Source organism: Lentzea sp. NPDC092896 (assembly GCF_044754905.1).
Lineage (GTDB): Bacteria > Actinomycetota > Actinomycetes > Mycobacteriales > Pseudonocardiaceae > Lentzea.
Genome location: NZ_JBIVPX010000014.1, coordinates 171,679 through 198,415, shown reverse-complemented (window position 1 = coordinate 198,415; position 26,737 = coordinate 171,679). Strand labels below are relative to the sequence as shown.

Sequence of the window (26,737 nt, the reverse complement as noted above, 5' to 3'; positions counted from 1 at the left end):
ATATTACTGGCTGTGTTTCGGCACGCTGTTGAGTTCTCAAAGAACACGCGCTCACCGGTTCCAGTCTCCGTTTCCGGAGGCTTTCTCTCGGGGCTGTGTTTGAAGCTTATTTGGTCTTGCTTCCCGGTGTCAAATCGGCCTCTCGGAGGCTCTTTCTCTTCCGGTTTTTTGGCCAGGCCCGTTCCGGTCTGTATTTCCCGGCCCGCTTCGCTCTGACATGGAGAACATTACACGGGCCTGTTTCGATCTCCAAATCGGGGGGTCCTGGTAACCGCCACACGGGCGGCTACCAGGACAAATGCGTTCGTCAGGGCGCGGAGACCCCGACATCGGCCTTCGTCAGCGGCTTCCGCACCGCCGACGAGTTGTACTCATCCGCCCCGACATCGGGCTTGCCTGCGCGCGCCTGCGGATCGAAGTCACGTGTCACATAGGAGTAGGTGCCCGCCGACGCGTCGATGGCCGGGCTACCGGAGGACAGCCGGAACAGTCCGTTGGCGTCCTTCACCAGCTTCGGGTCCACGGACTTGTAGCCGGACGACGGCATGCTGCCGCCGCTCCCGCCCCAGATGACGTTGCCCTCGTACTTCACGGTCGAACCGGAGTGCATGGAGACGACTCCACCGGAGGAACCGCGAATGACGTTGTTCGCGAGCACGCAGTCCTTCGGCTTGAAGTCACCGCCGTCGCTCTCGACCACCGCCCCGGTGCCGATCAGCGTGTTGAACGCGACCGTCACGCGGTCCGGCCGGTCGTGCAGCTTCGAGTCGGGGCCGCTGTCGGCCTCCTTGCCGGAGCCGAACACGATCGCGCGGCCCGTGCTGCTCTCCACGTAGTTGTTGATGACCTTGTGGTCGTTTCCGTGGAAGCGGATGCCGCTGTTGAACAGCAGGTTGCCCTCGACCGTGGTGCGGTTGCCGTGCCGCAGGACGATGTAGCCCTTGCTGTTGCGGATCGTGTTGTAGCGGACGATGTTGTCCGACGACTTGATCGAGATGGCCTCGGCGTCGCCGTCCGCCTTCTCGAACAGGTTGTGCTCGACGATCGCGTTCGCCGACTTCGACTGCTTGTGGCTGTAGCCGAGCCGGATCGACTCGCCGCCGTTCGCGCCGGTGAACTGGTGGTTGTAGAAGTAGTTGTGGTGAATCCACGACCTCTTGGCGATCTCGCTGCCGGGGCCGGTGATCTGCAGGTAGACGCCCTCGTTGGTCCGGTTCTGGAACGTGTTGTGGTCGATCTGGACGTCGTCGGCGCTCACGCTGAGCGAAGCGCCGTCCTTGTTCCCCGAGTACGTGTTGCGGGTGATGCGCGTGGCCTGCGCTTCCGCGGGGACCGAGAGCGTGCTGGTTCCGCTGAAGACGAAGCCCTCGATTGTCACGTCTCGAACGGCCCCGAGTTCGAAGCCGCCGCGGGTGAACACCGTGCCGCCGACGGTCTGCGCGGCGACGGTGATGCCCGACTTGGTGATCTTGATGGGCTGCTCGGCGGCGTGCAGGCCCCTGGCCAGCACGATGCGCTGACCGGCTCGCGCGGTGTCGAGGGCGGCCTGCAGGGAGGACACGCTCGAGACGCTGACGACGGCCGCGTGGGCCGGCACGGCAACGAAGGACGACAGCAGGGCGGCCGCGCCGAGTGCGGCCAGTGATCGGATCATTCGCCAACTCCATTGGAGGCAAGTTGGCGGCGGTACAAGGGAATCTACCGCAAGATTCCGGCAGGTGGGGCAGTCCGATACAAACCAAGGGCCGTATCGAGGGACGGCACGCGGTCCAGTTGTCCGACCTCTGCCACGGGGAACCACTGCGCGAGGTCGGTCGAGCCGCCCACCTCGTTGCGCAGTTCGCCGCCCACGATCCGCACCTCGTACATGATGCGAAGCGCGTGGTAGTCGCGGTCCGGCTCCTCGCGGAACTCGGAGTCGATGCCGAGCAGGCGGAGCACCTCGACGGTGTGGCCGGTCTCCTCCTCGAACTCCCGGATGACCCCGTCGTACGGGTGCTCGCCGTGGTCGATGCCGCCTCCGGGCAGGATCCAACGTTTGCCCTTTGGGCCAATCCAGCGCGCGAGCAGGATCTCGTCGTCCTCGTTGATGCACACCCCGTACGCGGCCACGCGCTGCTTCTTCGCCCTCATGCGACGCAGCGTAACTTGCGATCACGCTCAGAAAAGTGATATCACTTAGATACTACTTCGCTAGGGGTCCTGGATGAGTGCATCCATCGAAACGACGGTCCAGATGCCGGCGCCTGTCGTCCGCGAGAAGCAAGCGCGGGAACTGCCCGGTCTCCCGATGTTCTTCGCTGGGTTGGCGGTGCTCGCTGTGGGCGTGTGGACGATCATCGAGGGGATCAAGGCGACCGACGCTGCCGACGGCGACCCGGCGGCCGGGCTGCTGCTCACCGGAGTGCTGGCGTTCCTGGCCGCCGCGGTGATCTGGAAGGGACTGTTCACAGTCGCACCCGGCGAGGCGCGGGTGCTGCAGTTCCTCGGGCGTTACGTGGGCACGGTGCGCACGGACGGCCTGCGGTGGGCGAACCCGCTCACCACGCGGGAGAGGATCTCGACGCGGATCCGCAACCACGAGACGCAGACGCTGAAGGTCAACGACGCGGACGGCAACCCGATCGAGATCGCGGCTGTGGTCGTGTGGCAGGTCGAGGACACTGCGCGCGCACGGTTCGAGGTCGACGACTTCGTGCGGTTCGTCGGCATCCAGACCGAGACCGCCGTGCGGCACATCGCGAACAGCTACCCGTACGACAACCACGAGGAGACCGGTCTCTCGCTGCGCGAGAACGCGGACGAGATCACTGAGACGCTCGCGATCGAGATCTCGGCACGCGTGCAGTCCGCCGGTGTGAAGGTGATCGAGTCGCGGCTCACCCACCTCGCGTACGCGCCGGAGATCGCCCACGCCATGTTGCAGCGGCAGCAGGCGAGCGCGGTCGTCGCGGCACGGACCCGGATCGTCGAGGGCGCCGTCGGCATGGTCGAGCTCGCGTTGGACCGGCTCGCCGCCCACGACGTCGTGGAACTCGACGAGGAGCGCAAGGCGGCGATGGTGTCGAACCTGCTCGTCGTCCTGTGCGGTGACCGTTCCACCCAGCCCGTGGTGAACACCGGTTCGCTCTACACCTGATGGCCGAGCGTAAAAGCGTTCTGCTCAGGCTTGATCCGGCGGTGCACGACGCGTTGAGCAGGTGGGCGAACGACGAGCTGCGCAGCACCAACGCGCAGATCGAGTTCCTGCTGCGGCGTGCGCTGGCGGAGGCGGGCCGGCTGCCCGATGGGGCAAAGAAAATGCCGCGTCGGGGCAGGCCACCGAAGAATCCAGAGCAGAACGCCGAGGACTGACCGGACGGTCCGTGCGTACGGTGGAAATCGATGACGGATCTCCACACATCTGACGCACGATCGCTTGCGTCGGCTCTGCAGGGGTTGTTGGAGGAGGCCAGGAAACTGGTCTCCGACGGCGCGGAGTCGACGCTGGTCCGGAAGGTCTCCGGGCACATGGGCATTCCGATGGCACAGGTTCCCACCGTGACGGCCAAGTTCATGGCCTGGGAGCACGTCAACGTCCACCGCGGGATCGAGACGTACCTCGCCGAGCACTCTCCCGAGGCGGAGTGGTTCGGCATAGCGGGGAAGCGCGCGTTCCAGTACCTCGTGGACATGTTGAGCGGGGCGGTTCACGACGGCAGCTTCGGGCTCGGGCCCGTCGACTACGCGACGGTGGCCACCGGTCCCGACACCGCGGTCGAGGCGGTACAGCTCGGACTGGTCCTCTCGCGGTCACCGGACGGCGAACCGGTGGTCCTCGCGTTGCAGGGTCCGGGAGAGGACTGCGACTCCCAGTGTTCGTTGCAGGTGCTGGCAGGGTCGAGAGAGATCGCGACGGCCACGCGTGAGGCGGTCGAACGGCAGATCGCGCGGCACAACCTGTTCCAGGGCAAGGTGATGGCGTTCGGACTGAGCGAGCACCGGCGCAATCAGCTCCTCACCTTCCTGCCTCGACCGTCCTTGCGACCCGAGGACGTTGTTCTGCCAGAGGGCGTGCTGGACGCGATCGAGCGCCACGTCGTGCGCACGGCCGAACAAAGCGCACGGCTGACGGCACACGGGCAACACCTGAAACGCGGACTGCTGCTCCACGGACCGCCCGGCACCGGCAAGACCCACACGATCCGGTACCTGACGGGACGGCTGGAGTCCTCGACGGTGATCGTGCTCAGCGGCATCGCGATGTTGAAGCTCCTGAAGGTCGCGACGTCGATGGCGCGGAAGCTCGCGCCGTCCGTGATCGTCGTCGAGGACGTCGACCTGATCGCCGAGGACCGGCGGCACACCGAGTCGGGTAGCCCGGCGTTGTTCGAGCTGCTGAACGAGATGGACGGCATCGGTTCCGAGGCGGACGTGACGTTCGTGCTCACCACGAACCGGGTGGACGTGTTGGAGCAGGCCCTCACCCAGCGGCCCGGCCGGATCGACCTCGCGACGCACGTGCCGTTGCCCGACGCGGGCGCCCGCGAACGGCTGTTGCGGCTCTACGCCTCCGGCACCGATCTCGATCTCCCGGACGCCTCGGCGGTCGTGGCGGCGAGCGAGGGCGTGACGGCGTCGTTCGTGAAGGAACTCGTGCGGCGGGCGACGCTGATCGCGTTGGACGAGCAGCCCGGCGTCGGGCGCGTGCGGCTCGACGAGGCCACGATCTCGGCCGCGCTGGCCGGCCTGACCGCGGAAAAAGAGTCGCTGACGCGCACTCTCCTGGGCGGCTGAACAGGCGTTTCACCAGCATGAAAACGCTGTCATTGAGTTCAGCCGTTCGGGGGTGTTTTGTCTGACTCCTCCACGCGATCGTGTGCGACGGGCGCACCGGGAACGTGGAGGAGTCTTGTCTTTGTTCTCCCGCAAGCGCGCTGGTCTCGGCGTGCTGGGCGTTGCTGTTGTGATCGCGTCGCTGACACCGGCGGGTGGTCTGGCGGCGGGTAAAGAGATCTATTTGGACAGTCGGGCGTCAACGGAGCGGCGGGTCGAGGACCTGCTGCGCAGAATGACGGTCGAGGAGAAGATCGGGCAGATGGCCCAGATCCGCGTCGGGAAGCTGCGTGGTGACTGCAACAACGTCAACGGGCCGTTGGTCGACTCCTGCCTGAAGGCGGTGCTCGCGGACGCGCACGTCGGCTCGATCCTGTCCGGCGGCGGTGACGCGCCGCTCGACAACACGCCCAAGGCGTGGGCCGAGATGAACAACGCGATCCAGCGCTATGCGTTGGAGAACAACAGGTTGAAGATCCCGATCATCTACGGCGCGGACGGCGTGCACGGGCACAACAACGTCATCTCCGCGACGATGTTCCCGCACCAGATCGGGCTCGGCGCGACGTGGGATCCCGGGTTGCAGGAGAAGATCGGTGTGTCGGCGTCGAAGGCGTTGCGCGCCACCGGTGTCTTCTGGAACTTCGCACCGGTTTCCGACATCGCGCGGGACACGCGCTGGGGCCGTTTCTACGAGACCTACGGCGAGGACCCGTTCCTGTCCGGGCAGCTGGCGGCGGCGAACGTGCGCGGGCAGCAGACCAAGGTGGACGACACCGCGCAGCTGACCGCCACGGCGAAGCACTTCGCCGGGTACTCGGCGCCGGCGAACGGGCACGACCGCGCCGCGGCGCAGATCCCGATCCGGCAGCTGCAGGATCTCGTGCTGCCGTCGTTCCAGGCGCAGTTCGACGCGGGCGTGAAGACCGTGATGATCAACTCCGGCTCGATCAACGGCGTGCCGGTGCACGCCTCGAAGTACATGCTGCAGACGCAGCTGCGCGACAAGATGGGCTTCAAGGGCGTCGCGGTCTCGGACTGGCAGGACATGAAGTACCTGGTGGACCGGCACAAGGTCGCGCCCGACTACAAGACCGCGATCGCGATGAGCGTCAACGCCGGTGTGGACATGGCGATGGAACCGTCGAACGCGGCCGAGTTCACGTCGTTGCTGCTGGCGAACGTGCGCGACGGTTCCGTGTCGCGCGGGCGGATCGACCAGGCCGTGCGGCGGGTGCTGAAGCTCAAGTTCGACCTGGGGCTGTTCGAGAAGCCGTACGTGGACCCGGCGAAGGCCGACGGCAACGTGGTGAACGTGGATCGCTCGCTGGCTCGCCAGGCCGCCGCCGAGGGCACCGTGCTGCTGAAGAACGACGGCGTGCTGCCGTTGTCCTCCGCTGCCAAGAAGATCGTCGTGACCGGTGAGACCGCGGACGACGTGCGTCGCCAGCTCGGTGGCTGGACCGTCGAGTGGCAGGGAGTGCCGGACGACTCGCCGTTGCCGCCGGCCGCGACCGTGCTGACCGGTGTGCGCGAGGCCGTTCCCGGTGCGTCTGTCGTGCACGCTCCGACTCAGGCCGCGGCGGTGGCTGAGGCTGACGGCGCGGACGCGGTCGTCGTCGTCCTGGGTGAAAAGCCCGGTGCGGAGGGTCCCGCCGACACGGAGAACCCGGTGCTGACGCCTGAGCAGCAGGCGTGGGTGGACGCGGTGCAGGCGACCGGCAAGCCGGTGGTCGTGGTGCTGCTGACCGCGCGGCCGCAGGTGCTCGGTGCGGCGGCGGACGCGAACGCGCTGGTCGCGGGCTGGTTGCCGGGCAGCGAGGGTGGCCGGGCGATCGCCGACGTGCTGTTCGGCGCGGTGAACCCGAGCGGCAAGCTGCCGGTGTCGTGGCCCAAGGCGCTGGGCGACCCGACGCTGACCTACGACCAGCTGCCGGGCGCGAACACCTCGGCGGGCGCGAAGTACGACCCGCTCTACGCGTTCGGGCACGGGCTGTCCTACACGTCGTTCACGACCTCGGGGACCTCGGTGTCCGTTGATCGGCAGAACGGCGTGGTGAAGTTCACGGTGGCGAACACCGGTGGGCGCGCGGGCACCGCCGTGGTGCCGGTCTACGTGCGGCAGCCGGCCTCCCCCGTGCTGACGCCGGACGCCCGGCTGGTGGGCTTCACGCGGGTGGAACTCGCGGCCGGCCAGTCGAAGCAGGTCGAGGTGTCGTTCAAGCTCTCGCAGCTGGCCCTGACCGTCGGTGACGTGGACGGTGACGGACGGCGTGAGGTCGCCCGCGGCGGCTACGAGGCCGTGGTGGGTGCCGAGAAGGCCACCTTCACGGTGCGCTGAGCTGGCCTGATATCCTTCGTCGTCGTGAACGCGCGGCTCTCCGCCGTGGAGGAGACCTGGCCCTTGTGGCCGGTGCCGACATAGCGCGTCACGAACTCCGGTTTCGACAAGAAGGGTGATGTCGCATGGCGAACATCAAGTCCCAGCTCAAGCGGATCAAGACCAACGAGAAGGCTCGCCTTCGCAACAAGTCGGTCAAGTCGTCCCTGAAGACGGCTGTCCGCAAGTTCCGCGAGGCTGCCGAGGCCGGTGACAAGGCGAAGGCCCTGGAGCTGCTGCAGGACGCGTCCCGCAAGCTCGACAAGGCCGCCAGCAAGGGCGTCATCCACGCCAACCAGGCCGCCAACAAGAAGTCGGCGATGGCACTGCGCGCGAACTCCCTCGAGGGCTGATCTCGCTCGTAGAGCTTCGAGCTTCTGCAAAGGGCTCCATCTCCTCCGGGAGGTGGAGCCCTTTCGCATGCGGGCTCGCGCACGGTAGGCGTAGATCCATGGAATCGCTTCCGCGCATCGACTTCGTCGAGCTGCACGACCTCGACGGCACGCCGGCCGTGTTGCGCACGCTGCACACCGAGTCCATCACGACCATCTACCGGCTGACGGACGCCGCGCGTGAGTACGCACGCCCGTTGGCGCTGGCCCTGCGGTCGGGCGCGGACCACCGGATCGTCGACCTCTGCGCCGGTTCGGGCGGGCCGGTGCCGCTGATCCAGCGGCGGCTGCACGCCGCGGGCGTGCACACCCAGGTCACGCTGACGGACCTGGTGCCGAACGTGCCCCCTTTCGAACGCGTCGCCGCGGCGAACCGGCGACGGCTGCCCGACCCGTGCTGCTCGGTGGACCACGTGCCGTGGCCGGTCGACGCCACGGACTGCCGGTTGGAAGGGACGCGGACCATCTACGGCGCCTTCCACCACTTCCCGCCCGCACTGGCCACGCGCATGCTGCAGAACGCCGTCGACACCCGGCAGCCGATGGTCGTCGTGGACACCAGGCGGTCGTGGCTCTACGTGCTGGTCTTCCCGTTCTTCCTCACGCTGGCCGTGCTGCTGGCGGCGCCGTTCCAGCGCAATCCCCTGCCGCGCTACCTGCTGCGGCTGGCACTGACCTACGTCGTGCCGGTGCTGCCGTTCATGATGTTCTGGGACAGCGTCGTGTCGTTCCTGCGCATGTACGGGCGCGCGGAACTGCGACGGATGGTCGACGGTCTGGACGGCACCGAGTCGTTCGCGTGGACGATCGGCGTCGAACCCGGCTTCACCGGAGCCCAGTACCTGATCGGGATCCCACGCCCGCGGTGATCTCTTGGGATCAGCGGCGGCTGTGCGCGGCCACGATCCGGAGCACGGCACGTTCCAGCGCGTAGTCGGCGTCGGCCGCCACACCCTTCACGTCGGCGTTGAGCCCCGCGACCACCTGCATCGCGTCGGCGAGCCCGGCCTGGTCCCAGCCGCGCGACTGGGCCTGCGCCTTCTTGATCTTCCACGGCGGCATGCCGAGCGGCCCGGCCAGGCTGAACGGGTCGGCGCGCCCCACGGCGGACACCCGCGCGACCGTGCGCACCGCGTCCGCCAGCGCGTCCGCGACCAGCACGTGCGGCACGCCGAGCTGCATGGCCCAGCGCAACGCCTCCATGGCACCCGCCCGGTCACCGACGACGGCCTTCTCCGCGACGGCGAACCCCGTCACCTCGGCCTTGCCCTGGTGGTAGCGGCGGATCTCCTCGACCGTCACCTTGCCATCGGTGTCGGAGACGAGCTGTGACGAGGCAGCGGCGAGCTCGCGCAGGTTCGTGCCCACGGCGTCGATGAGCGTGGCGACGGCCTCCGGGTCGATCTTGCCGCCCGCCCGCCGCACCTCGTTGCGCACGAACGCCTCGCGCTCACCGGACTTGGTGACCTTGGCGCACTCCGTGACCGCGGCACCGGCCTTCTTCAGCTGTCCGGGCAGGTCCTTGGCCGCCTTGCTGCGACCACCGCCCGTGTGCACGACGACGAGCGTGACTCCGTCCGCGGGCGCCTTGACGTAGGAGAGCACCGTGTCGGCGACCTCCTTGCTGATGTCCTGCCCGTTCTGCAGGACGATCACGCGCCCCTCCGCGAACAGCGACGGGCTCACCAGTTCGGCCAGCTCCGGAGCCGTGAGATCAGTCACCTGGACGCGGGTCAGGTCGGCGGTCGAATCGACCTCGCGGGCAGCCTCGAGAGCCGCCCGAACAGCACGTTCGACCAGCAACTCCTCCTCGCCGATGACGAGGTGCAGTGACTCCGGTGCGCTCACGCTCCGCATCTTCCCACGTCCCGAATCGTGGACGATGGTGGCTGACCAACGGACAGGTGCCGTAGGTTGGTAGCCACAACTGAACACCGCTCATCCAGAGGGGCAGAGGGAACGGCCCGACGAAGCCCCGGCAACCGGCGTCACCGCTATGCGCAGAACTGTGCGTAGAAGACGATCACGGTGCCAATTCCGACCCGTTCGATTTCGCGGGAAAGATGAGGAGATACCTCGCGATGACTGCTGTCTCTGTGCCTACGAGCACCAAGTTCGACCTCGGCCCCGCCCGGGCACTGCTGTGCCGTGAGTGCGGAAATGAAACCCCTCTCGCTCCTGAGTACGCCTGTCTCGAGTGTTTCGGGCCGCTGGAAGTGGCCTACGACTTCGGGAAGATCCGGCGCGAGGACATCGAGGCCGGCCCCAGGTCGATCTGGCGCTACCGCGGCCTTCTCCCTGTTCCGTCCACTGTGGAACAGCACCCGAACACCGATCCCGGCGGCACCCGCCTGGTCGAGGCGCACAACCTCGCCAAGGCCCTGGGCGTCCGCAAGATCTGGGTGAAGGACGACACCGGCAACCCCACCCACTCGTTCAAGGACCGCGTCGTCGGCGTCGCGCTCGCCGCCGCCCGTGAACTCGGCTTCAAGGTGCTGGCCTGCCCGTCCACCGGCAACCTGGCCAACGCCGTCGCCGCGGCCGCCGCCCGTGCGGGCTGGAAGTCGGTCGTTCTCGTTCCCTCCAACCTCGAGCGCGCCAAGATCCTCATGAGCGCGGTGTACGAAGGCGACCTGATCGCCGTCGACGGCAACTACGACGACGTGAACCGCCTCGCCCAGGAACTCGCCGCGGAGAACGAGGACTGGGCGTTCGTGAACGTCAACGTCCGCCCGTACTACGCGGAAGGCTCGAAGACGCTCGGCTACGAGGTCGCCGAACAGCTCGGCTGGCGCCTGCCCGACCAGATCGTCGTGCCGATCGCGTCCGGCTCGCAGCTCACCAAGGTCGACAAGGCGTTCCGCGAACTCGGCCAGCTCGACCTGGTCGAAGCCACACCGTACAAGGTGTTCGGCGCGCAGGCCACCGGCTGCTCCCCGATCTCGGCCGCCTTCAAGGCGGGCCACGACGTCATCCGCCCGGTCCGCCCGGACACGATCGCCCGCTCGCTGGCGATCGGCGCCCCGGCCGACGGCCCGTACGTGCTCGACGCCGTGCGCCGCACCAACGGCGCCATCGACGACGTCACCGACGAAGAGGTCGTCGAGGGCATCAAGCTGCTCGCCCGCACCGAGGGCATCTTCGCCGAGACCGCCGGCGGCGTGACCGTCGCGACGGCGAAGAAGCTGTTCGAGTCGGGCCAGCTCGACCCGGACGCCGAGACCGTGCTGCTGATCACCGGCGACGGCCTCAAGACCCTCGACGCGCTCGGCGACACGATCGGCCCGCGCGCGACGGTCCCGCCGTCCGCCGAGGCCGTCATCAAGGCACTGGGTTCACCTCGTTAGTCACCTCCCTTCGGTTCGGGGACGCGCCCGCGTCCCCGAACCGCGTTGTGCTGCGAGGACATTCGTGAGCCTCGGCGTTGCGAAACCTTCCGAGCGCTCGAACGAAGAGGCCCCGGCGCGGTCCGCTCAGGTCCACTGAACGCGGTGGCTCACAGGGAGATCGCGTCCGTCCTGAGCCAGCCCGTGCGCGGAAAGCGTTGCAGGCCGTCCACGACGTGCGGGCCAACCTGCTCCACGTTCGCGCGCCACGCCACGATCCGTTGCGGCCACGGGGCTTCCGCCTTGAGCGCGTTGTAGTGGTAGTCGTGCCAGACGTCCGGCGCGATCCGCAGGCCGTCGTCGAACACGTGCTCAGCAACGAGGTCGTACGCCTCCTCCCGAGTCGCGGCCTTCGTCGGCGGCAACACATGTGTGGTTGTCGCCCGGTATGTGACGGCGCGTGTGCCGTCTTCGAGCGTTTCGCAGATGTAGTAACCGAAATCGGGCTTGAGCTCGTCGTGTGGCCACGGCGTCGCCGAGTAGTTCGTCTGCCACAGCGCCCATGCGAGTCCTGGCGTGCCGCCGGGAATCGGGTAGCGCGCGTTGAACAACCTGACCCAGACCATCTCTTCTCCTTCGTACGATTCGGTTTCCCGGCAACACCGCCAGGTCTCCGTCCTTGTCCGTGCGCAACACCAACGCACCTCCCGTCCGCAACACGTCGAGGACGTGCGGACTCGGATGCCCGTACCTGTTGCCCGTGCCGACGCTCACCAGCGCCACCTGTGGCCGCACCGCCTTGAGGAAGGCGGGCAGCGAGTACCGAGAACCGTGGTGCGGCACCTTGAGCACCTCGGCGTTGAGGTCCCTCTCCCCCAGCAACGCCGCCTGGCCGGCCAGTTCGACGTCGCCGGTGAGCAACACCCGGCCTGCTCTTGTGTGGGCCTTGAGCACGAGCGAGTAGTCGTTCACCGTTGTGTTCTCGTCCTGGGCGACCGGCGGCCGCCTCGGACCCAGCACCTCCAACTCCAGTCCTGGCAGGGCGAACCGCTCGCCCGCCTTCGGCTCCACGACCCGCACGCTCTGAGCGCGGGCTCGTTGGCTGACCTCCCTCCACGCCCACGCGGGCTCCTTGAGCGGCCCGACCGCGACCGCCCCCACCGCACGCCCGGTGAGCACGGCGGCGAGACCGCCGATGTGGTCCGCGTGCAGATGCGTCAGCACCACCAGCGGAATCTTCTTGATTCCCAACGTCTTCAGACACCGGTCGACCGCGCCGGGATCAGGCCCGGTGTCGACCAGAACCGCCGTGTCCGCCGTGTCGGTGGCCAGGACCAGCGCATCGCCCTGGCCCACGTCGCAGCTGACGACCTTCCACCCTTCGGGCGGCCAGACCGGCGCCACGACTCTCATGGGCACCAGCACCACGAACGCGCCGACGAGCACCGCGACGACCAACGTCCGCGTCTTCTTGAAGCGCAGCAACAACACGACCGCGGCAGTGACGGCGGTCAGCGCGATCGCACCGGCCCAGCCGGCGGGCCAGCCGACCGCCGCACCGGGCACGGACGCCGCCTGCCGTCCGACCTGGATCAGCCAGGTCACCGCGGGCCCGGCGACGTGGGTGATGACCTCGGCCGCCCAGGGCGAGAGCGGCGCGACGGCCGCCGCCAGCACACCCAGCACCGTCGCCGGCGCGACCACCGGCCCGGCGACCAGGTTGGCCACCACCGACACCAGGCTCACCTGCCCGGACAGCCCCGCCACCAGCGGAGCCGTGGCGAGACTCGCGGCCATCGGCACGACGATCGCCTCGGCCAGCCCGTTCGGCACACCGCGCCGTTTGAGCGCCCGTGCCCACCGCGGCGCGACGAGCACCAACGCCGCCGTCGCCACCACGGACAACGCGAACCCCGGATCACCACCCAGCGCCGGATCGTGCAGCACCAGGACGAGCACCGCGGTCGCGAGGCTCGGCACCGCGGACCGTTGCCGGCCCAGCACCAGCCCCACCAACGCGACGGCGCCCATGACCGCGGCCCGGAGAACACTCGGTTCCGGCCCTGCCAGGACGACGAACCCGACCAGCGCCGCCAGAGCTGACAGCGCCGCCGGACGTGGGCCGAGCCGCCTCGTCAGGAGGTAGACCGCACCGCAGATGATGGCCAGGTTCGCCCCGCTCACGGCGAGCAGGTGAGACAGGCCCGCCGTGCGGAACTCGTCCACGATGCGCGGCACCATCTGCTCGGTGTCGCCCACCACCAGCGCCGGCAGGAGACCGGCTTCCTCGGCGTCCAGCACTGTGCTGGCTTGCCGCAGGCCGTCACGGAGTTCGTCGGCCCAGCTCTGCCAGGCCGGCGGCGGTTGCGGGTCGCCCGGTGGGCCTCGCACCCGCAGCAGTGCCGACGCCAGGTCGCCACCTCGGGGCGGGGCGAGCGTGCCTTTGACCGTGACCTTCTGGCCTGGCAACAGATCCCGCCACCTGTCCGCCGGGGCCAGCAACACGAGTTGGGCACCGTTCGCGGTCGCTCTGATCACGACGTTCTCCACGCCTGCCTGGGTTCCGCCGAAGCCCGCGGCCCGGATTCCCTTCGGTCTGGTGGTGAGCTCGACGGTGAGAGTGGTGCCGCGGCCTTCGCCGGCGGCCAGGCGAAGCGGATGGGACTCGGCCCGCAGGACGTGTCCGCCCACCCAGGCCGCCGCGAGCGGACCGGAGATCAGGAGGGCTATCGCGCAGGTCCTGGTCCACCACGCTCTTCGCCACGCGATCAGGCCTACGGCTCCTGCGGCCAGGCCGGTGATCGCCGCTGCCTGCCAGCTCACGAAGAGCCCGGCCACGGCGGTGGTCCAGACTGCCGCGGCCGCTGGGACCAGGCGGTAGTCGTGGGTCAGCGGGTGTTTGAGGGACATCGGGGCCTCCCCTGCGCTGTGGGAGGTCTCGGATCAGCGGTGGGGCTGCCCTGACGAGGTTGGGGCAGCTTCGGAGGACGGGGCCGGGAGTGGCGTGGGAGCGCTTGCGGCTGGATCTGGGGGCGTCGGGCCGCGGGGTGGTGCCAGGCGGTCTCGACGCTGGGGTGACGGGTGATGCGGACCGAGGGCATGGCCGGCTCCGATCGATGAGTGGGGCGCCCAGGGATGAGCGGGAATCGGGTGGCGGATCCGGGTGAGGAGTCACGGCAACCGGGTTCGGTGAAGCGGCGGCGGATTCAGGGCCGCAGCACGGTTGCCGCGCACATGCGGCAAGGACGCTGGCGGGAAGCCGGCGGGCGTGGGCTTGGTGGTGCAAGCGGAGCCGGTGGAGCTGGAGGCGGTGGGAAAGCGGCGGTCAGCAGGTGGCGGAAGGCTGTCCTCAGCGGGCGGGATCGGCGGCGAGGCGGGGTCGGGGAGCGGTGGACCGGGAACGCGACGGCCAGTGCGCGGGTGGCGTGGTTGTGGTCGGCTGCGAGGAACGGCGGGCCGGTCAGCTGGCGGTACTGCGCCCTGGTGCGGTGGTAGAGGGCCAGGGCTTGGGCGGCGAGGGTCATGCGTGGACCAGGTCGGCCAGCCTGGCCAGCTTCGATTCGCCGATGCCCTCCACGTCGCGAAGCTGGTCGACCGAGGCGAAGGGGCCTTTGCGGGTGCGGTGGTCGACGATGCGCTGAGCCGTCACCGGGCCCACGCCGGGCAGGGCGTCCAGTTCGGTCGCCGTGGCGGAGTTCAGGTTCAGCTTCGGCTGGGGCGCACCGGCCTGGGCCGCGCCGCCCTGGGGTGGAGGTGGGATCCCCACCGCTATCTGCTCGCCGTCGGTGAGTTTGCGGGCCAGGTTCAGGTTGTGGAGGTCGGTGCCCGGTTTCAGGCCTCCGGCCAGGCGGATGGCGTCGGCCACGCGCGCGCCGGACGGTGCGGTGATCAGGCCTGGGGTGGCCACCTCGCCGACCACGTTCACGACCAGTTCGGGCGCCGGGGCCGAAGTGCTCACCAGTGCCAGGTCCGGGGCCGGTTCGGCGGCGGGACTCTGCCACCAGCTGCCCAGGCCTATCACCGCGCACGCCACGGCCACGCCCAAGGCCAGCAGGCCTCGGCGTGGGAGGCGCGGCAGGGAGAAGCGGCGGCGAGGCGGGCCGTGTTCGTCCGAGTCCGCTGATCGTGCGTAGACCAGGGTCGGGTCGGCTCTCACCTTGTCGGCCAGGGCGGCCAGGCGTTCGGTCGGGAGGGTGTCCTGGTGGGAGCGGGGGAACATGCGAGCGACGTTACGGAGCGGGGTGGGCGGGGAGGTGGGGTTGGCTCCGGGGCTGTGGATTACTCGCGGGTTGTGGACAGGTCGCGATCACTCGGGCCGGGAAGACGGGGAATTGTCGGGGGTCTGTGGAAGACTGTCCGGTCCTCCCGGCAGCACCACGACGCCCAGCACGCCTGGGCCCGTGTGCGCGCCGATCACCGCGCCCACCTCCGAGATCACGCATCCCGTCGAGCCGGGCAGCCGTTCGTCCAGTCGGGTCGCGAGTTCCGCGGCGCGTTCGGGAGCGGCCAGGTGGTGCACGGCCAGTCCGACCGGCCCGTCACCCGCCGCGGCTGCCGCCAGGTCGACCAGGCGGCCCACGGCGCGGCTCATCGTGCGCACCTTCTCCAGCGGCACGATCCGGCCGTCGTCCATGTGCAGCAACGGTTTCACCGCCAGTGCGGTCCCCACCAGCGCCGCCGCCGTGCCGATCCGGCCGCCTCGGCGCAGGTGTTCCAGCGTCTCGAGGCAGAAGAACATCCGGGTCTGGGAAGCGGCCGAGGAAGCGGCCTCCTCCACCTCGGCGTGCGAGCCTCCAGCGGCCACGGCCGCGCACGCGCGCAACACCGAGAACCCGAGCCCCATGCCCGTCGACCGGGAGTCGACGACGCGAATCCGCGAGGGACCGACCTCCTCGGCCGCCAGCCGTGCGGCCTCCCACGTCCCGGACAGCTCACGGGAGAGATGCACGGACACGACCGCATCAGAGGACGACAAGGCCTCGCGGTAGACGGCGGCCATCTCGCCAGGCGTGGGACGGGACGTGGTCACCCGGCGGTGCTCGGCGAGGGCAGCGGCCAGTTCGAAGGGACCGAAGTCGACGCCGTCGAGGCGTCCGGCACCGTCCACCGCCACGTGCAACGGCACGACAGTGATCGCATGGCGCTTCGCGAACCCCTCAGGCAGGTATGCCGTCGAGTCGGTGACGATGGAGATGCGCACGAGCGACGAGCCTACGGGGCTCACTCCTCCGAGGGACTCAACGCCACGGGCGAGATGGTGTCCAAGGAAGAGATCAACTCCGCCATCGCCTTGCCCACCAGCTCGTGCCCTTCCCAGCCCCAGTGCATCCCGTCCGGATTTCCGGCACCGGACCGCACGTGCTCCCCGATCACGGCGGGCAGGTTCAGCAACGGCACATCCGCATCCGCGGCCCACCCCCGCACGGCGGCAACCGCAGCCGCGTGCCCCTGATGGGCGTACGCGTACGTAGCCGCGCGGTGCACCGACGGCACGATCCCGACCGCCGGCATCGTGTACTGAAGATTGCGGACCGACTGATGCATGTCCCGCAGATAGCGCGCGGTCAGCGCAGGAGGCAGCGACGCGCGCGTGTACGGCGCCAACCGCGGCTGCACGGCCTGATAACCCGCACGCACCCACCGCCGCAGCCAGTCCGGCCGCACATAACGCAGCCCCTCGCGCAGATACGTGGGCAACGGCGAGGGCAGCGTGTCCATGCTGCCCACCGCGAACACCAGCACGTCCGTGCGAGGCAGCAACGACCAGATCCGCGGATCCCCGGTCAACGCCCACCAGGCGTCCCGCGCCGTCCACCCGAACCCGGCCGCGAGCTCCGCCGATCCACCCAGCGCCTCGGCACAGATGTTGTGCCACAGGCGTGGATGATCAGCGGGCAACGGCCCGGAAGGCCCGAAGAACGACAGCGAGTCCCCGAGGACGAGCAGTCTCAACGCGTGGTGCCCGCGTTGTACGACGACAGCCGCCACCGGTCGTTGCGGCGGGTGAACACGGTCCAGTGGCAGTTCGAGATGCCGCCGAGCTGCGACCAGTTCGCCACCGGCAGTTCCAGCAAGCGGCCGGTCAACGCGCTGATCAGACCACCGTGCGCGCACAGCAGCACGGTCTCGGAGAACTCCGCGTCCACCTCGTTGACCACCTGGATGGCCCGTTCGGCCACCTCGACGCGCGACTCACCGTCCGGCGGCGCGAAGGTCGGATCGGTGCGCCACACCGTGACCGCACCCGGCCACTCCTGCTCCACCTCGGCCACGTTCAGGCCCTGCCACTTGCCCAGGTGGGTCTCGCGCAGCCGTTCGTCGATCCGCAGCGGAACGTCCGTCGACGAGGTGAAGACGCCAGCGGTGTTGCGCGCCCGTTGCAGGTCGGAGGCCACGACGATCTCCGGTTCGAACCCGGCGAGCACCGGCACGGCGAACCTGGCCTGGTTCAAGCCGGTCTCGGTGAGCGCCGAGTCCAGATGACCCTGCAGACGACCTGTCGCGTTGTAGTCGGTCTCACCGTGCCGCCACAGCACGAGCCTGGTCAGGGCCATCAGCTACCTCATTCAGCCGTGGAGTCCGCGGGAACGTCCGCTTCGAACTCGATGCGCGGGCAGTCCTTCCACAGCCGCTCCAGGCCGTAGAAGCTGCGCTCCTCGACGTGCTGCACGTGCACCACGACGTCGACGAAGTCCAGCAGCACCCACCGGCCCTCGCGGGCCCCTTCGCGGCGCACCGGCTTCGTGCCGGCCTCCCGCAGCTTCTCCTCGATGTTGTCGACGATCGCGCCGACCTGCCGCTCGTTGGGAGCGGACGCGATCACGAACACGTCGGTGATCACGAGCTGGTCGGAGACGTCGAGCACCGTCACGTCGTGCGCCTTCTTGTCGGCCGCTGCGTTCGCCGCGACCAGCGCCAGCCGTCGTGCCTCGTCGGTGGCTGCCACGTCACTCCTCTGACTTCCGGCGAGCGTCGATACGCCCACACGAGTTACTGAGGGTACCGGCGCACGCCAACGGGTACTTCACACCCACGCATGACGAAGGCCACCTCAGCGCCCTGAGGTGGCCTTCGCCGGTGCCGAAGCCTTAGAGCGGGCGGACCTGCTGGGCCTGCGGCCCCTTCTGGCCCTGTCCGACCTCGAACTCGACCTTCTGGTTCTCTTCGAGCGAACGGAAACCCTTGGACTGGATCTCCGAGTAGTGCACGAAGACGTCAGCCGAGCCGTCGTCGGGCGCGATGAAGCCGAAGCCCTTTTCGGCGTTGAACCACTTCACGGTGCCTGTAGCCAAAGTCTTGCCTTCCACGAACCAGCAACAACCCGCTGATTGTTGCTCCCCGAGCGCTCGGATGCACGCAAAATCCACTCGAACGTGGTTACGACTCGGAGTACAGGCCTGTTTTCGCGATGTATTGGACGACACCGTCGGGGACCAGGTACCAAACGGGCTGACCCGATGCGGTACGCGCGCGGCAACCGGTCGAAGAGATCGCCATGGCCGGGACCTCGACGAGCGACACGGACCCCGGCGGCAGGTGCCGGTCGTTCAACGTGTAGCCCGGACGGGTGACGCCGATGAAGTGGGCCAGTTCGAACGCGTCCGCCGCGCGTTTCCACGACAGGATCTGCTCCAGCGCGTCCGCGCCCGTGATGAAGAACAGGTCGGCGTCCGGGTACTGCTTCTTGAGGTCTGAGAGCGTGTCCACGGTGTACGTGGGGCCCTCGCGGTCGATGTCGACCCTGCTGACCGAGAAGCGGGGGTTGGAGGCCGTGGCGATGACCGTCATCAGGTAGCGGTCCTCGGCGGCGGAGACCTCCCGCGACGACTTCTGCCAGGGCTGTCCGGTCGGCACGAAGATCACGCGGTCCAGGTCGAACCTGGCCTGCACTTCGCTGGCGGCCACGAGGTGGCCGTGGTGGACGGGATCGAACGTGCCGCCCATGACGCCGATGCGCATCGAAACAGCGTAGACCGGCGTCGGGCCGCTCCCATGGCCTGACGCCGGTCGTGCTGATCACACCGCACGGCCCAGGGGGAGGACGGGCCGTTCGGGTCGCGGCTCACCCCGAAGCAAAGCCGCGCGCACTGGAGGAACGCGCGGACCGGTCCCCCATTACGCGGATCGGCCCAAGATTTTTTCTCACCAGGCCACGACGAGCCTCAGCGGGCCTCTGACCAGCGATCCCTTGCGGAACTCGACGGGTTCCGCGAGCCGCAGACCGGGCATCCGGCGCAGCAACGTGCCCAGGGCGACCTGCAGTTCCATCCTGGCGAGCTGCGAACCGAGGCAGAAGTGGATGCCGTGGCCGAACTGCATGTGCTGGCCGACCTCGCGTTCCAGGTCCAGCTCGGCGCTGTTGGCGTACATCGCCTCGTCGTGGTTCGCCGACGACACGACCACCAGCAGGGCGTCGCCCTCCTTCACCAGCGCGTTGCCGACCTGGACGTCCTCGGTCGCGATGCGGGGGAAGCCGGCGCCGCTGCCCAGCGGGATGAACCGCAGCAGTTCCTCGATCGCGTTCGGCAGCATCGCGGGGTCGTCTTGGAGGCGCTTCATGGCGTCCGGGTGGTCGAACAGCGTCACTACGCTGTTCGCGAGCATGTTCGCCGTCGTCTCGTGCCCCGCGACCAGCAACGTGATGCCGAACCGGACGAGTTCGTCCTCGCTGAGCCTGTCGTCGTTGTCGCGGGCGGCGACGAGCGCGCCCATCAAGTCGTCCGTGGGGTGCGCACGGCGTTTCGCGACGAGGTCGGTGAAGTAGGCGTGCAGCTTCATCACGCCGTCCATCGCCTCTTCAGGCGTGTAACTACCGACCGTGGTCAGCGCCTGGTTTGACCACTTGCGGAAGTCGGCGCGGTCCTCGAACGGCACGCCGAGCAGTTCGCAGATGATCGTGATCGGGAACGGCATGGTGAAGCCCTCGACCAGGTCACCGGGGTTGTCCAGGCGGTCGAGCAGCTCGTCGGTGATCTGCTGGGCGCGCGGCCGCAACTCCTCGATCCGGCGCACCGTGAACGCCTTGGACACCAACCGGCGCATGCGCGCGTGGTCCGCGCCGTCGTGCGTGAGGATCGATCCGCCTGGCGCGATGAGGGGCTGCATCCGCGGCACGTCCTGGTCGACCGTCCGCGCGCGGCTGAACCGAGGGTCGCCCAGGACGAACTTCGTCTCTTCGTAGGACGTGACGAGCCAACCCTCGCCGCCGTACGGGTACGTCACGCGCGTGACGGGCTCATCACGCCGTAGACGTTCGTAGGTCGGATCGAGGGTCAGGCCGTCAGTTTCGGAGAACGGGTAGGTGGGAGCCATGTCTCCGAACGTAGAGCTACGCCTTCGGGCGTGTGTGTCCTTCGCCCCACACGACCCATTTAGAGGACGTCAGCTCGGTCAGGCCCATCGGGCCGCGGGCGTGCAGCTTCTGCGTGGAGATGCCGATCTCCGCACCCATGCCGAACTCCGCGCCGTCCGTGAAGGCCGTGGAGGCGTTGACGAACACCGCCGCCGCGTCCACACGGGCCGTGAACCTGCGTGCCGCCGCCACGTCGTTCGTGACGATGGCCTCGCTGTGGCCGGAGCCGTACGTCGCGATGTGCTTCACCGCTTCGTCCAGCGAGTTGACGACCTTCGCCGCGATGTCGAGGCTCAGGTACTCGGTGCCCCAGTCGGCGTCGTTGGCCTCTAGAACGCCGTCCTGCTGTGCGAACTGATCGTCGCCGTGGATGGTCACGCTCTCCTGCTGCAACGCCTTGGTGATGCGCGGGACGAACTCGTGCGCGACGTCCTTGTGCACGAGCAGGGACTCCGCCGCGTTGCACACGCTCGTGCGCCGCGTCTTGGCGTTGAGGACGATCGCCTCGGCCATGTCGAGGTCGGCGTTCGCGTCCACGTAGACGTGGCAGTTGCCGACGCCGGTCTCGATCGTGGGAACCGTCGCCTGTTCGACGACGGCGTTGATCAGACCTGAGCCACCGCGCGGAATCACCAGGTCCACCAGGCCGCGAGCGGTGATGAGGTGCGTGACGGACGCGCGGTCGTGGCACGGCAGGAGCTGCACGCAGTCGGCCGGCAGATTCACGCTTTCGAGTGCGTCGCGCAGGACGGCGACGAGCGTGGTGTTGGAGTTCTCGGCGGTCGAGGAACCGCGCAGCAGTGCGGCGTTGCCGGACTTCAGCGCGAGGCCGGCGGCGTCGACCGTGACGTTCGGGCGGCCCTCATAGACCATGCCGACGACGCCCATCGGGACGCGGACCTGCTTGAGCTCCAGCCCGTTCGGGAGGATGCCGCCGGTGATCACCTGGCCGACCGGATCACCAAGGCGCGCAACGGTTTCCAGGCCGGTCGCGATGCTGTCGACGCGATCGTCGCTCAGGGTGAGGCGGTCCAGGATGTTGTCCGGGAGACCTGCTGCTTCGCCTGCTTCGAGGTCCTTCTGGTTGGCCTCGATGATCTCTGGCGCGCGCTTGCGGAGCGCGGCGGCCATCTCGTAGAGCGCGGTGTCCTTGCGCTCGCGGGTGGCGAGGACGAGTTCGTCGGCGGCGACACGGGCGCGGCGAGCTGCCGCGTGCACCTGATCGCGCAGGTCATCAGTCACGTCATACAGCTTACGACCTGCGACAATCACAATTGTCAGAGTGGCCTGGCAAGCTTGGCCCTCATGGACGACATCGCGTTGCGAGAACTGGCGGAGGAACGGCTCCGGGCACTGGCGGGCCCGGAGGCGGTGCTGCGCGAGGACCAGTGGACCGCGATCCACACCCTGGTGGCCCAGCGCCGCCGGGCTCTCGTCGTCCAGCGCACGGGCTGGGGCAAGTCTGCCGTGTACTTCATCGCCACGGCGTTGCTGCGTGAGCTCGGTGAGGGCCCCACGATCATCGTGTCTCCGTTGCTGGCGTTGATGCGCAACCAGATCGACGCGGCGGCACGGGCCGGTGTGCACGCGGTGACGATCAACTCGGCGAACCCCGGCGAGTGGGACGCCGTGCAGGAGCAGGTCGCGGCCGGCGACGTCGACGTGCTCCTGGTGAGTCCGGAACGGCTGAACAACCCTGATTTCCGCGACGCGGTGCTGCCGTCGCTGACGGCGTCGGCCGGTCTGCTCGTCGTCGACGAGGCGCACTGCATCTCGGACTGGGGGCACGACTTCCGGCCGGACTACCGCAGGCTGCGGACGTTGCTGACGGAGCTGCCCTCGGGCGTGCCGGTGCTGGCGACGACGGCGACGGCCAACGACAGGGTGGTCCACGACGTCACCGAGCAGCTGGGGCTCGGCGCCGACGAGGGCACCCTGGTGCTGCGCGGGCCGCTGGACCGCGACAGCCTGCGTCTGTCGGTCGCCCTGCTGCCCACGGCGGAGTCGCGCCTCGGGTGGCTGGCCGAACAGCTCGACCGCATGCCCGGTTCCGGGATCATCTACACGCTCACGGTCGCGGCGGCGGACGACATCGCGGCGTTCCTCGCCTCACGCGGCTTCGCGGTGGCCTCGTACTCGGGCAAGACCGACCCCGCCGAACGGGAACGCGCTGAGGAGGACCTGCTCGGCAACAAGGTCAAGGCGCTCGTCGCCACCTCGGCCCTCGGCATGGGTTTCGACAAACCGGACCTCGGGTTCGTCGTGCACGTCGGCGCCCCGTCCTCCCCGATCGCGTACTACCAGCAGATCGGCCGCGCGGGCCGCGGTGTCGAGCGGGCCGAGGTGGTCCTGCTGCCGGGCCACGAGGACCGCGACATCTGGGCGTACTTCACGTCGCTGGCGTTCCCGCCCGAGGTGGTGGTGCGGCAGGTGCTGTCCGCGCTCGACGGCGCGAGCAAACCGCTCTCCACGGCGGCGCTGGAACCGATGGTCGAGCTGTCGCGCGGCAGGCTCGAGGTGGTGCTGAAGGTGCTGGACGTCGACGGCGCGGTCCGGCGGGTGCGCGGTGGCTGGGAGTCGACGGGCCGGCCGTGGGAGTACGACGGTGAGCGGTACGCGCGCATCGCGCAGGCGCGCAAGGCCGAGCAGCAGGTGATGATCGAGTACCAGCGCACTGACGCGTGCCGGATGAAGTTCCTGCAGGACCAGCTGGACGACCCGACCTCGCACGACTGCGGGCGTTGTGACAACTGCACCGGCGAGCGGTTGTCGGTCGAGGTGTCCGAGGTGGCGGCGGAGGCCGCTCGCGAACGGCTGCTGCGCCCCGGCCTGGACGTGGCGCCGCGCAAGATGTGGCCGACGGGCATGGGCGCGATCGGCGTCCCGCTGTCCGGCAAGATCCCGGCGACCGAGGTGGCGGCGACGGGCCGGGCGCTCGGCCGCCTGACCGACATCGGCTGGGGCAACCGGCTGCGCGACCTGCTCGCCGACGGCGCCGACCGCGGGATCCCGGACGACGTGTTCGCGGCCTGCGTGAAGGTGCTGACGGCGTGGGGCTGGGACGAACGGCCGGTCGGCGTGGTGACGGTCGGCTCGCGCCGGCGCCCTGAGCTGGTCGGCAGTTTCGGCCAGAAGATCGCGTCGATCGGGCGGCTGCCGTTCCTGGGCACCGTGTGGCTCGGTGAGTCGACGCACCGGGCCAACAGCGCGCAACGGCTGGCCGGGCTGGTGCAGGCCGGCGAGGTACCGGACCTGTCCGGTGTGGACGGTCCGGTCCTGCTGGTGGACGACCACATCGACACCGGGTGGACGATGACGGTGGCGGCTCGGATGCTCAGGAAGGAGGGGGTGTCCGCGGTACTGCCGTTCGCGCTGGCGGTGACGAACTGACCCCCTCCGCCGAGGGACTAGCAGTTGTGGATGGCCGAGGTCGCGGACGACACCACCAGGTCCACGCCGGGCAGGGTGATGTGGGCGCCGTTGACCTTGAGGCCGCCGGGGACCGGAACCTGTTCGTTGATCACGATCTTGCCGCCGGGCAACGAGATCGTGGTGTTGGGTGCTGTCGCGACGGGAACGGCGACGCCGGCGACCGTCAGCGCGCCGATGGTGACGTTGCCCGTCGTGGTGCCGCAGGCGCTGCGGGAGGTTGCCACCACGTCTCGCAGGGCCACCAGGCTGATGCCCAGTTCCGCCACGGACGTGCGGGTGGTCGAGGTGCCGGGGGCCAGGGTCGTGGTCACCGACGTGCACAACGCCCAGGCTCCTACCGGGGCTGAGACCGTTGCGGCGCAAGGTGGTGCGGTGGTGGCGGCTTTGGCCGTGCGGACTTCGCCGGTGTCCGGCGTCGGCGCGACGGTGAGGCCCGCCGCCTTGCCGGAGAGGCCGAAGCCTCGGCCTGTCAGGTGGCGCAGGGCGAGCGTGGCAGAGGTGTTGCTCGGCTCGTAGAACTGGTCGCCGGTGAACATCGCTGTCACGGGCACGGTCGCCGCGGCGTTGAGCGGTTGGTCCGGGGAGGCGATCGTGCACTCCGCCAGGCCCGCGGCGTCGGTGGTGTCCACACAGGACTGGGTGCCGCCCAGGGTGAGCTGGATGCCGCGTCCGGCGACCGGGGTGGCGTCGTCCTCGGTCAGTTTGGCGGACAGACGGGCCGGTTCGGCGTTGGCCACCTTGGTGTCGCCCTGGTAGGTCAGGCTGGTTTCTTCTTTGGTCACCGCGAAATCTGTGGCGGCGTTGGACGGGAGGAGGCCCTTGCTGCCGGCGAACGCCGCGGTCAGCTGGTAGGTGCCTGCCGGTTCGCCGGGCGTCAGGGAGCAGGAGGCGACGCCGTCTGCGTTCGTGGTGCCGGTGCAGGTTTCGGCGTTGTTCAGCTTGAACTCCACCGGCTGGGACGCGACCGGGGTGCCGGGGCCGGTCAGGGTGAGGCGGGCGGACGTCGTTGCCGGGTCGTGGAAGTCGCCGGTCAGGGCGCCGGTGTAGGTGAGCGTGGTCGGTTTGCGGGTGACCGCGAACTGGACCTCGGTGCTCGACGGCTGGTGGGTCACGTCGCCGCCGTAGCCGACCGCCAGCGGGTAGGTGCCCGCGGACTCGGCCGGGGTGATCGAGCAGGTCGCCCGGCCGTCGGTGTCGGTGGTGCCGACGCAGGTCTCGTCGGCGTTGAGGCGGAACACCAGCTGGGCCTCCGGCACCGGGCCGGTCGCGGTGGTGAGGCGGGCGGAGAGGGTCACCGGGTCGCCGGTGAACCCGGACGTGGGGCCCGTGTAGGTGATCGTGGTGGATTCGACCAGGTAGCTGATGGTCACGGACGGCTCGTCTGCCGTTTCGCCGGTGGAGAAGTTCGACGTGCCGGCTCCTGCCCGGGCGGAGCCGTTGCCGCCGGAACCGCCGTCCACGGCGACGATCAGCGGGGTCGGCGCCTGGGCACCGGACGCGCCTCCTCCGCCGCCGTACCAGCCACCGCCGCCTCCTCCGCCGCCGCCACCGCCCGCGGTCGCGGGGTTGCCTGGCGCGCCCACTCCGGCGAGGCCGAGGATGCCTGGGAAGCCGGGGAATCCGCCTGGGCCGGGGATGCCGGGCGCGCCGCCGTTGTTGTCACCGCCGTTGCCTCCGTTGTTGCCGGAGAGGCAGCCGATCGCGAAGCAGCGTCCGCCGCCGCCTCCGCCGCCGGGGGCGACGAGGACCTTGTCGCACGACTGTCCTGAACAGATCCGGACGTCGCTCGCGCCACCGCCCGCACCGCCTGCGAACGGGGTGCCGAAGCCGCCGGACGCACCGCCGCCGTAGCCGGGGTCGCCGCCGGTCGCGCCGTTGCCGTCGCCGCCGTTCTGGCCCACGCCGACGACCAGTTGCGTCACGCCCGCGGGAACGGCCAGGTCCGCCTCGGACCGGTGGCCCGGTCTGCCGCTCGGAGCCGAGTCGTCGCCGCCGTCCGCGCCCTTGCCGCCGCGTCCGCCGATCGCGACGACGTGGAGCTTCCTGACGCCCGCGGGGATCGTGTAGGTCTGTTCGCCGCCGGTGGGCTGGAACGTCTTCGAGACGAAGTGGTCGGCGAGTGCCGATGGAGCGAACACGACGCTCGCGCCTACAAGGCCGATGGTGAGCGCCATCGCGAGCCTGGCTCGGGACATCGAGGATGCCTTCCGTGCAGAGGGTCCCCCGACCCGGCGAAAGGGTCTCGCAAAAGTAGTTCGGGATGACACGACCTTCACCCGAAAGCGAGTCGATGTGAGCCGTTTGGCCGTCAGGGCAGGAAACGCAGCACGGCGTCGCGGAACTCCTCGGGCCGCGTGCTGTGGATCCGGTGGCCCGCGTCGATCGTGATCAGCTCGGCGTGCGGGATCTCGGCGGCCATCGCGGCGAGCCGCTCCCCCGGAATGGTGCTGCGCGGACCGCCGCCGATCACCAGGGTTCGGGCCTTGATCGCAGAAAGGCAGTCCCACCACAGGGGATCGGAGGCGCGGAGCTGGGTCAGGACCGGGGACACCATGCCGCGGTCGAACTCGCGCCGGAGCAGGCCCTGCACGGCGAGGAACAGCGAAAGTCCGCGCCTCGGCGACCGGGACGGGCCTGATCGGGGCGGCACGGGCGGGTCTTCCAGGACGAGTGTGCGGACGCGGTCCGGCTCACGACCCGCCAGCAAAGCGGCGACGTGGGCGCCCAGCGAGTGGCCGACGAGGTCGAAGGCGGCGACGCCGAGTGCGTCGAGCACCCCCACGACGTCGCGCTGCACCGAGTCGAGGAGGTAGTCGCCGGTCCACGAGCTTTGGCCGTGTCCGCGCAGGTCCAGGGCGATCACCTCGCGACCGGACGCCACCAGGTCGCGGGTGAGCGAGGACCACGTCGCGGAACTGCTGGCCAGCGCGTGCAACAGCACGACGGCCGGACCGGATCCCTCACGGCGATAGGCGATGCGCACCCCACCGACGTCCACGGTGGGCAGTGAAACCCGTGCTGCCATTGCGAACCGTCCCCC

The 26,737-nt window shown here is 69.3% G+C and carries 24 protein-coding genes and 1 riboswitch; of the genes, 8 read left to right on the top strand and 16 right to left on the bottom strand.

From position 1 onward, the window contains the following. Positions 1-307 precede the first annotated feature (307 nt). Positions 308-1,654, bottom strand: a complete 1,347-nt coding sequence (locus ACIQF0_RS44155) for a polysaccharide lyase 6 family protein (RefSeq protein ID WP_401040409.1) — start codon at positions 1,652-1,654, stop codon at positions 308-310. Between the two features lie 44 nt (positions 1,655-1,698). Then, positions 1,699-2,133: an NUDIX hydrolase gene (locus tag ACIQF0_RS44150; RefSeq protein WP_401040407.1), complete on the bottom strand. Its 435-nt coding sequence runs from the start codon at positions 2,131-2,133 to the stop codon at positions 1,699-1,701. Positions 2,134-2,206: 73 nt separating this feature from the next. Between ACIQF0_RS44150 and ACIQF0_RS44145 the strand changes: the two genes are divergently transcribed. The 6 genes from ACIQF0_RS44145 to ACIQF0_RS44120 all read left to right on the top strand — a co-directional run bounded on the left by ACIQF0_RS44145 (position 2,207) and on the right by ACIQF0_RS44120 (position 8,456). Next, positions 2,207-3,139 (top strand): SPFH domain-containing protein, encoded by a 933-nt coding sequence (locus ACIQF0_RS44145; RefSeq protein ID WP_401040404.1) that lies wholly within the window; start codon positions 2,207-2,209, stop codon positions 3,137-3,139. Beyond that, positions 3,139-3,354: a hypothetical protein gene (locus ACIQF0_RS44140; protein ID WP_319981647.1), complete on the top strand. Its 216-nt coding sequence runs from the start codon at positions 3,139-3,141 to the stop codon at positions 3,352-3,354. The genes ACIQF0_RS44145 and ACIQF0_RS44140 overlap by 1 nt, the downstream gene beginning before the upstream one ends. 30 nt (positions 3,355-3,384) lie before the next feature. Beyond that, on the top strand, positions 3,385-4,776 hold the full coding sequence (locus ACIQF0_RS44135; RefSeq protein WP_401040401.1) for an AAA family ATPase: 1,392 nt from the start codon (positions 3,385-3,387) through the stop codon (positions 4,774-4,776). Between the two features lie 115 nt (positions 4,777-4,891). Then, positions 4,892-7,156, top strand: coding sequence for a glycoside hydrolase family 3 N-terminal domain-containing protein (locus tag ACIQF0_RS44130; protein ID WP_401040399.1), 2,265 nt, complete (start codon positions 4,892-4,894; stop codon positions 7,154-7,156). 125 nt (positions 7,157-7,281) lie between these two features. After that, positions 7,282-7,548, top strand: coding sequence for a 30S ribosomal protein S20 (gene rpsT / locus ACIQF0_RS44125; protein ID WP_093605645.1), 267 nt, complete (start codon positions 7,282-7,284; stop codon positions 7,546-7,548). Positions 7,549-7,646: 98 nt separating this feature from the next. Beyond that, positions 7,647-8,456 (top strand): hypothetical protein, encoded by an 810-nt coding sequence (locus ACIQF0_RS44120; RefSeq protein ID WP_401040397.1) that lies wholly within the window; start codon positions 7,647-7,649, stop codon positions 8,454-8,456. Between the two features lie 10 nt (positions 8,457-8,466). On the opposite strand, the gene holA is transcribed toward ACIQF0_RS44120, so the two are convergent. Further along, on the bottom strand, positions 8,467-9,444 hold the full coding sequence (gene holA, locus ACIQF0_RS44115) for a DNA polymerase III subunit delta (protein WP_401040394.1): 978 nt from the start codon (positions 9,442-9,444) through the stop codon (positions 8,467-8,469). A 78-nt stretch (positions 9,445-9,522) separates the two neighbouring features. Continuing rightward, positions 9,523-9,657, top strand: a riboswitch (SAM riboswitch). Positions 9,658-9,668: 11 nt separating this feature from the next. Between holA and thrC the strand changes: the two genes are divergently transcribed. Next, a complete protein-coding gene (thrC, locus tag ACIQF0_RS44110; RefSeq protein ID WP_401040391.1) occupies positions 9,669-10,934 on the top strand; it encodes a threonine synthase in 1,266 nt (421 codons plus the stop codon). A gap of 149 nt (positions 10,935-11,083) precedes the next feature. Here thrC and ACIQF0_RS44105 read toward each other — a convergent pair whose 3' ends face one another. The 11 genes from ACIQF0_RS44105 to ACIQF0_RS44055 all read right to left on the bottom strand — a co-directional run bounded on the left by ACIQF0_RS44105 (position 11,084) and on the right by ACIQF0_RS44055 (position 21,540). Then, a complete protein-coding gene (locus ACIQF0_RS44105; protein WP_401040389.1) occupies positions 11,084-11,281 on the bottom strand; it encodes a hypothetical protein in 198 nt (65 codons plus the stop codon). Positions 11,282-11,285: 4 nt separating this feature from the next. Beyond that, positions 11,286-13,823 carry a DNA internalization-related competence protein ComEC/Rec2 gene (locus tag ACIQF0_RS44100; protein WP_401040386.1) on the bottom strand — a complete coding sequence of 846 codons (2,538 nt, stop codon included), beginning with the start codon at positions 13,821-13,823 and terminating at the stop codon, positions 11,286-11,288. 610 nt (positions 13,824-14,433) lie between these two features. Then, positions 14,434-15,132: a helix-hairpin-helix domain-containing protein gene (locus ACIQF0_RS44095; protein ID WP_401040384.1), complete on the bottom strand. Its 699-nt coding sequence runs from the start codon at positions 15,130-15,132 to the stop codon at positions 14,434-14,436. Between the two features lie 87 nt (positions 15,133-15,219). Continuing rightward, positions 15,220-16,113 carry a DegV family protein gene (locus ACIQF0_RS44090; RefSeq protein ID WP_401040383.1) on the bottom strand — a complete coding sequence of 298 codons (894 nt, stop codon included), beginning with the start codon at positions 16,111-16,113 and terminating at the stop codon, positions 15,220-15,222. Positions 16,114-16,133: 20 nt separating this feature from the next. Next, positions 16,134-16,865, bottom strand: a complete 732-nt coding sequence (gene octT / locus ACIQF0_RS44085; RefSeq protein ID WP_360048898.1) for a diglucosylglycerate octanoyltransferase — start codon at positions 16,863-16,865, stop codon at positions 16,134-16,136. After that, a complete protein-coding gene (locus ACIQF0_RS44080; RefSeq protein ID WP_360048899.1) occupies positions 16,862-17,467 on the bottom strand; it encodes a histidine phosphatase family protein in 606 nt (201 codons plus the stop codon). The genes octT and ACIQF0_RS44080 overlap by 4 nt, the downstream gene beginning before the upstream one ends. 8 nt (positions 17,468-17,475) lie before the next feature. Beyond that, on the bottom strand, positions 17,476-17,859 hold the full coding sequence (gene rsfS, locus ACIQF0_RS44075; protein ID WP_030468098.1) for a ribosome silencing factor: 384 nt from the start codon (positions 17,857-17,859) through the stop codon (positions 17,476-17,478). A 142-nt stretch (positions 17,860-18,001) separates the two neighbouring features. Then, positions 18,002-18,205 carry a cold-shock protein gene (locus ACIQF0_RS44070; RefSeq protein WP_030468099.1) on the bottom strand — a complete coding sequence of 68 codons (204 nt, stop codon included), beginning with the start codon at positions 18,203-18,205 and terminating at the stop codon, positions 18,002-18,004. A gap of 85 nt (positions 18,206-18,290) precedes the next feature. Next, positions 18,291-18,872: a nicotinate-nucleotide adenylyltransferase gene (nadD, locus tag ACIQF0_RS44065; protein ID WP_319981660.1), complete on the bottom strand. Its 582-nt coding sequence runs from the start codon at positions 18,870-18,872 to the stop codon at positions 18,291-18,293. Between the two features lie 183 nt (positions 18,873-19,055). Then, complete coding sequence (locus ACIQF0_RS44060) at positions 19,056-20,225, bottom strand: cytochrome P450 (RefSeq protein ID WP_401040378.1); 1,170 nt, start codon at positions 20,223-20,225, stop codon at positions 19,056-19,058. A 16-nt stretch (positions 20,226-20,241) separates the two neighbouring features. Then, positions 20,242-21,540 (bottom strand): glutamate-5-semialdehyde dehydrogenase, encoded by a 1,299-nt coding sequence (locus ACIQF0_RS44055; RefSeq protein WP_401040414.1) that lies wholly within the window; start codon positions 21,538-21,540, stop codon positions 20,242-20,244. 30 nt (positions 21,541-21,570) lie between these two features. Here ACIQF0_RS44055 and ACIQF0_RS44050 point away from each other — a divergent pair, with 30 nt between their 5' ends. Beyond that, a complete protein-coding gene (locus tag ACIQF0_RS44050; protein WP_401040376.1) occupies positions 21,571-23,655 on the top strand; it encodes a RecQ family ATP-dependent DNA helicase in 2,085 nt (694 codons plus the stop codon). A 17-nt stretch (positions 23,656-23,672) separates the two neighbouring features. Here the strand turns inward: ACIQF0_RS44050 and ACIQF0_RS44045 are convergent, their stop codons facing one another. Continuing rightward, positions 23,673-25,892 (bottom strand): choice-of-anchor P family protein, encoded by a 2,220-nt coding sequence (locus tag ACIQF0_RS44045; protein WP_401040374.1) that lies wholly within the window; start codon positions 25,890-25,892, stop codon positions 23,673-23,675. 113 nt (positions 25,893-26,005) lie between these two features. After that, positions 26,006-26,722 carry an alpha/beta fold hydrolase gene (locus tag ACIQF0_RS44040; protein ID WP_401040371.1) on the bottom strand — a complete coding sequence of 239 codons (717 nt, stop codon included), beginning with the start codon at positions 26,720-26,722 and terminating at the stop codon, positions 26,006-26,008. Positions 26,723-26,737: the final 15 nt, after the last annotated feature.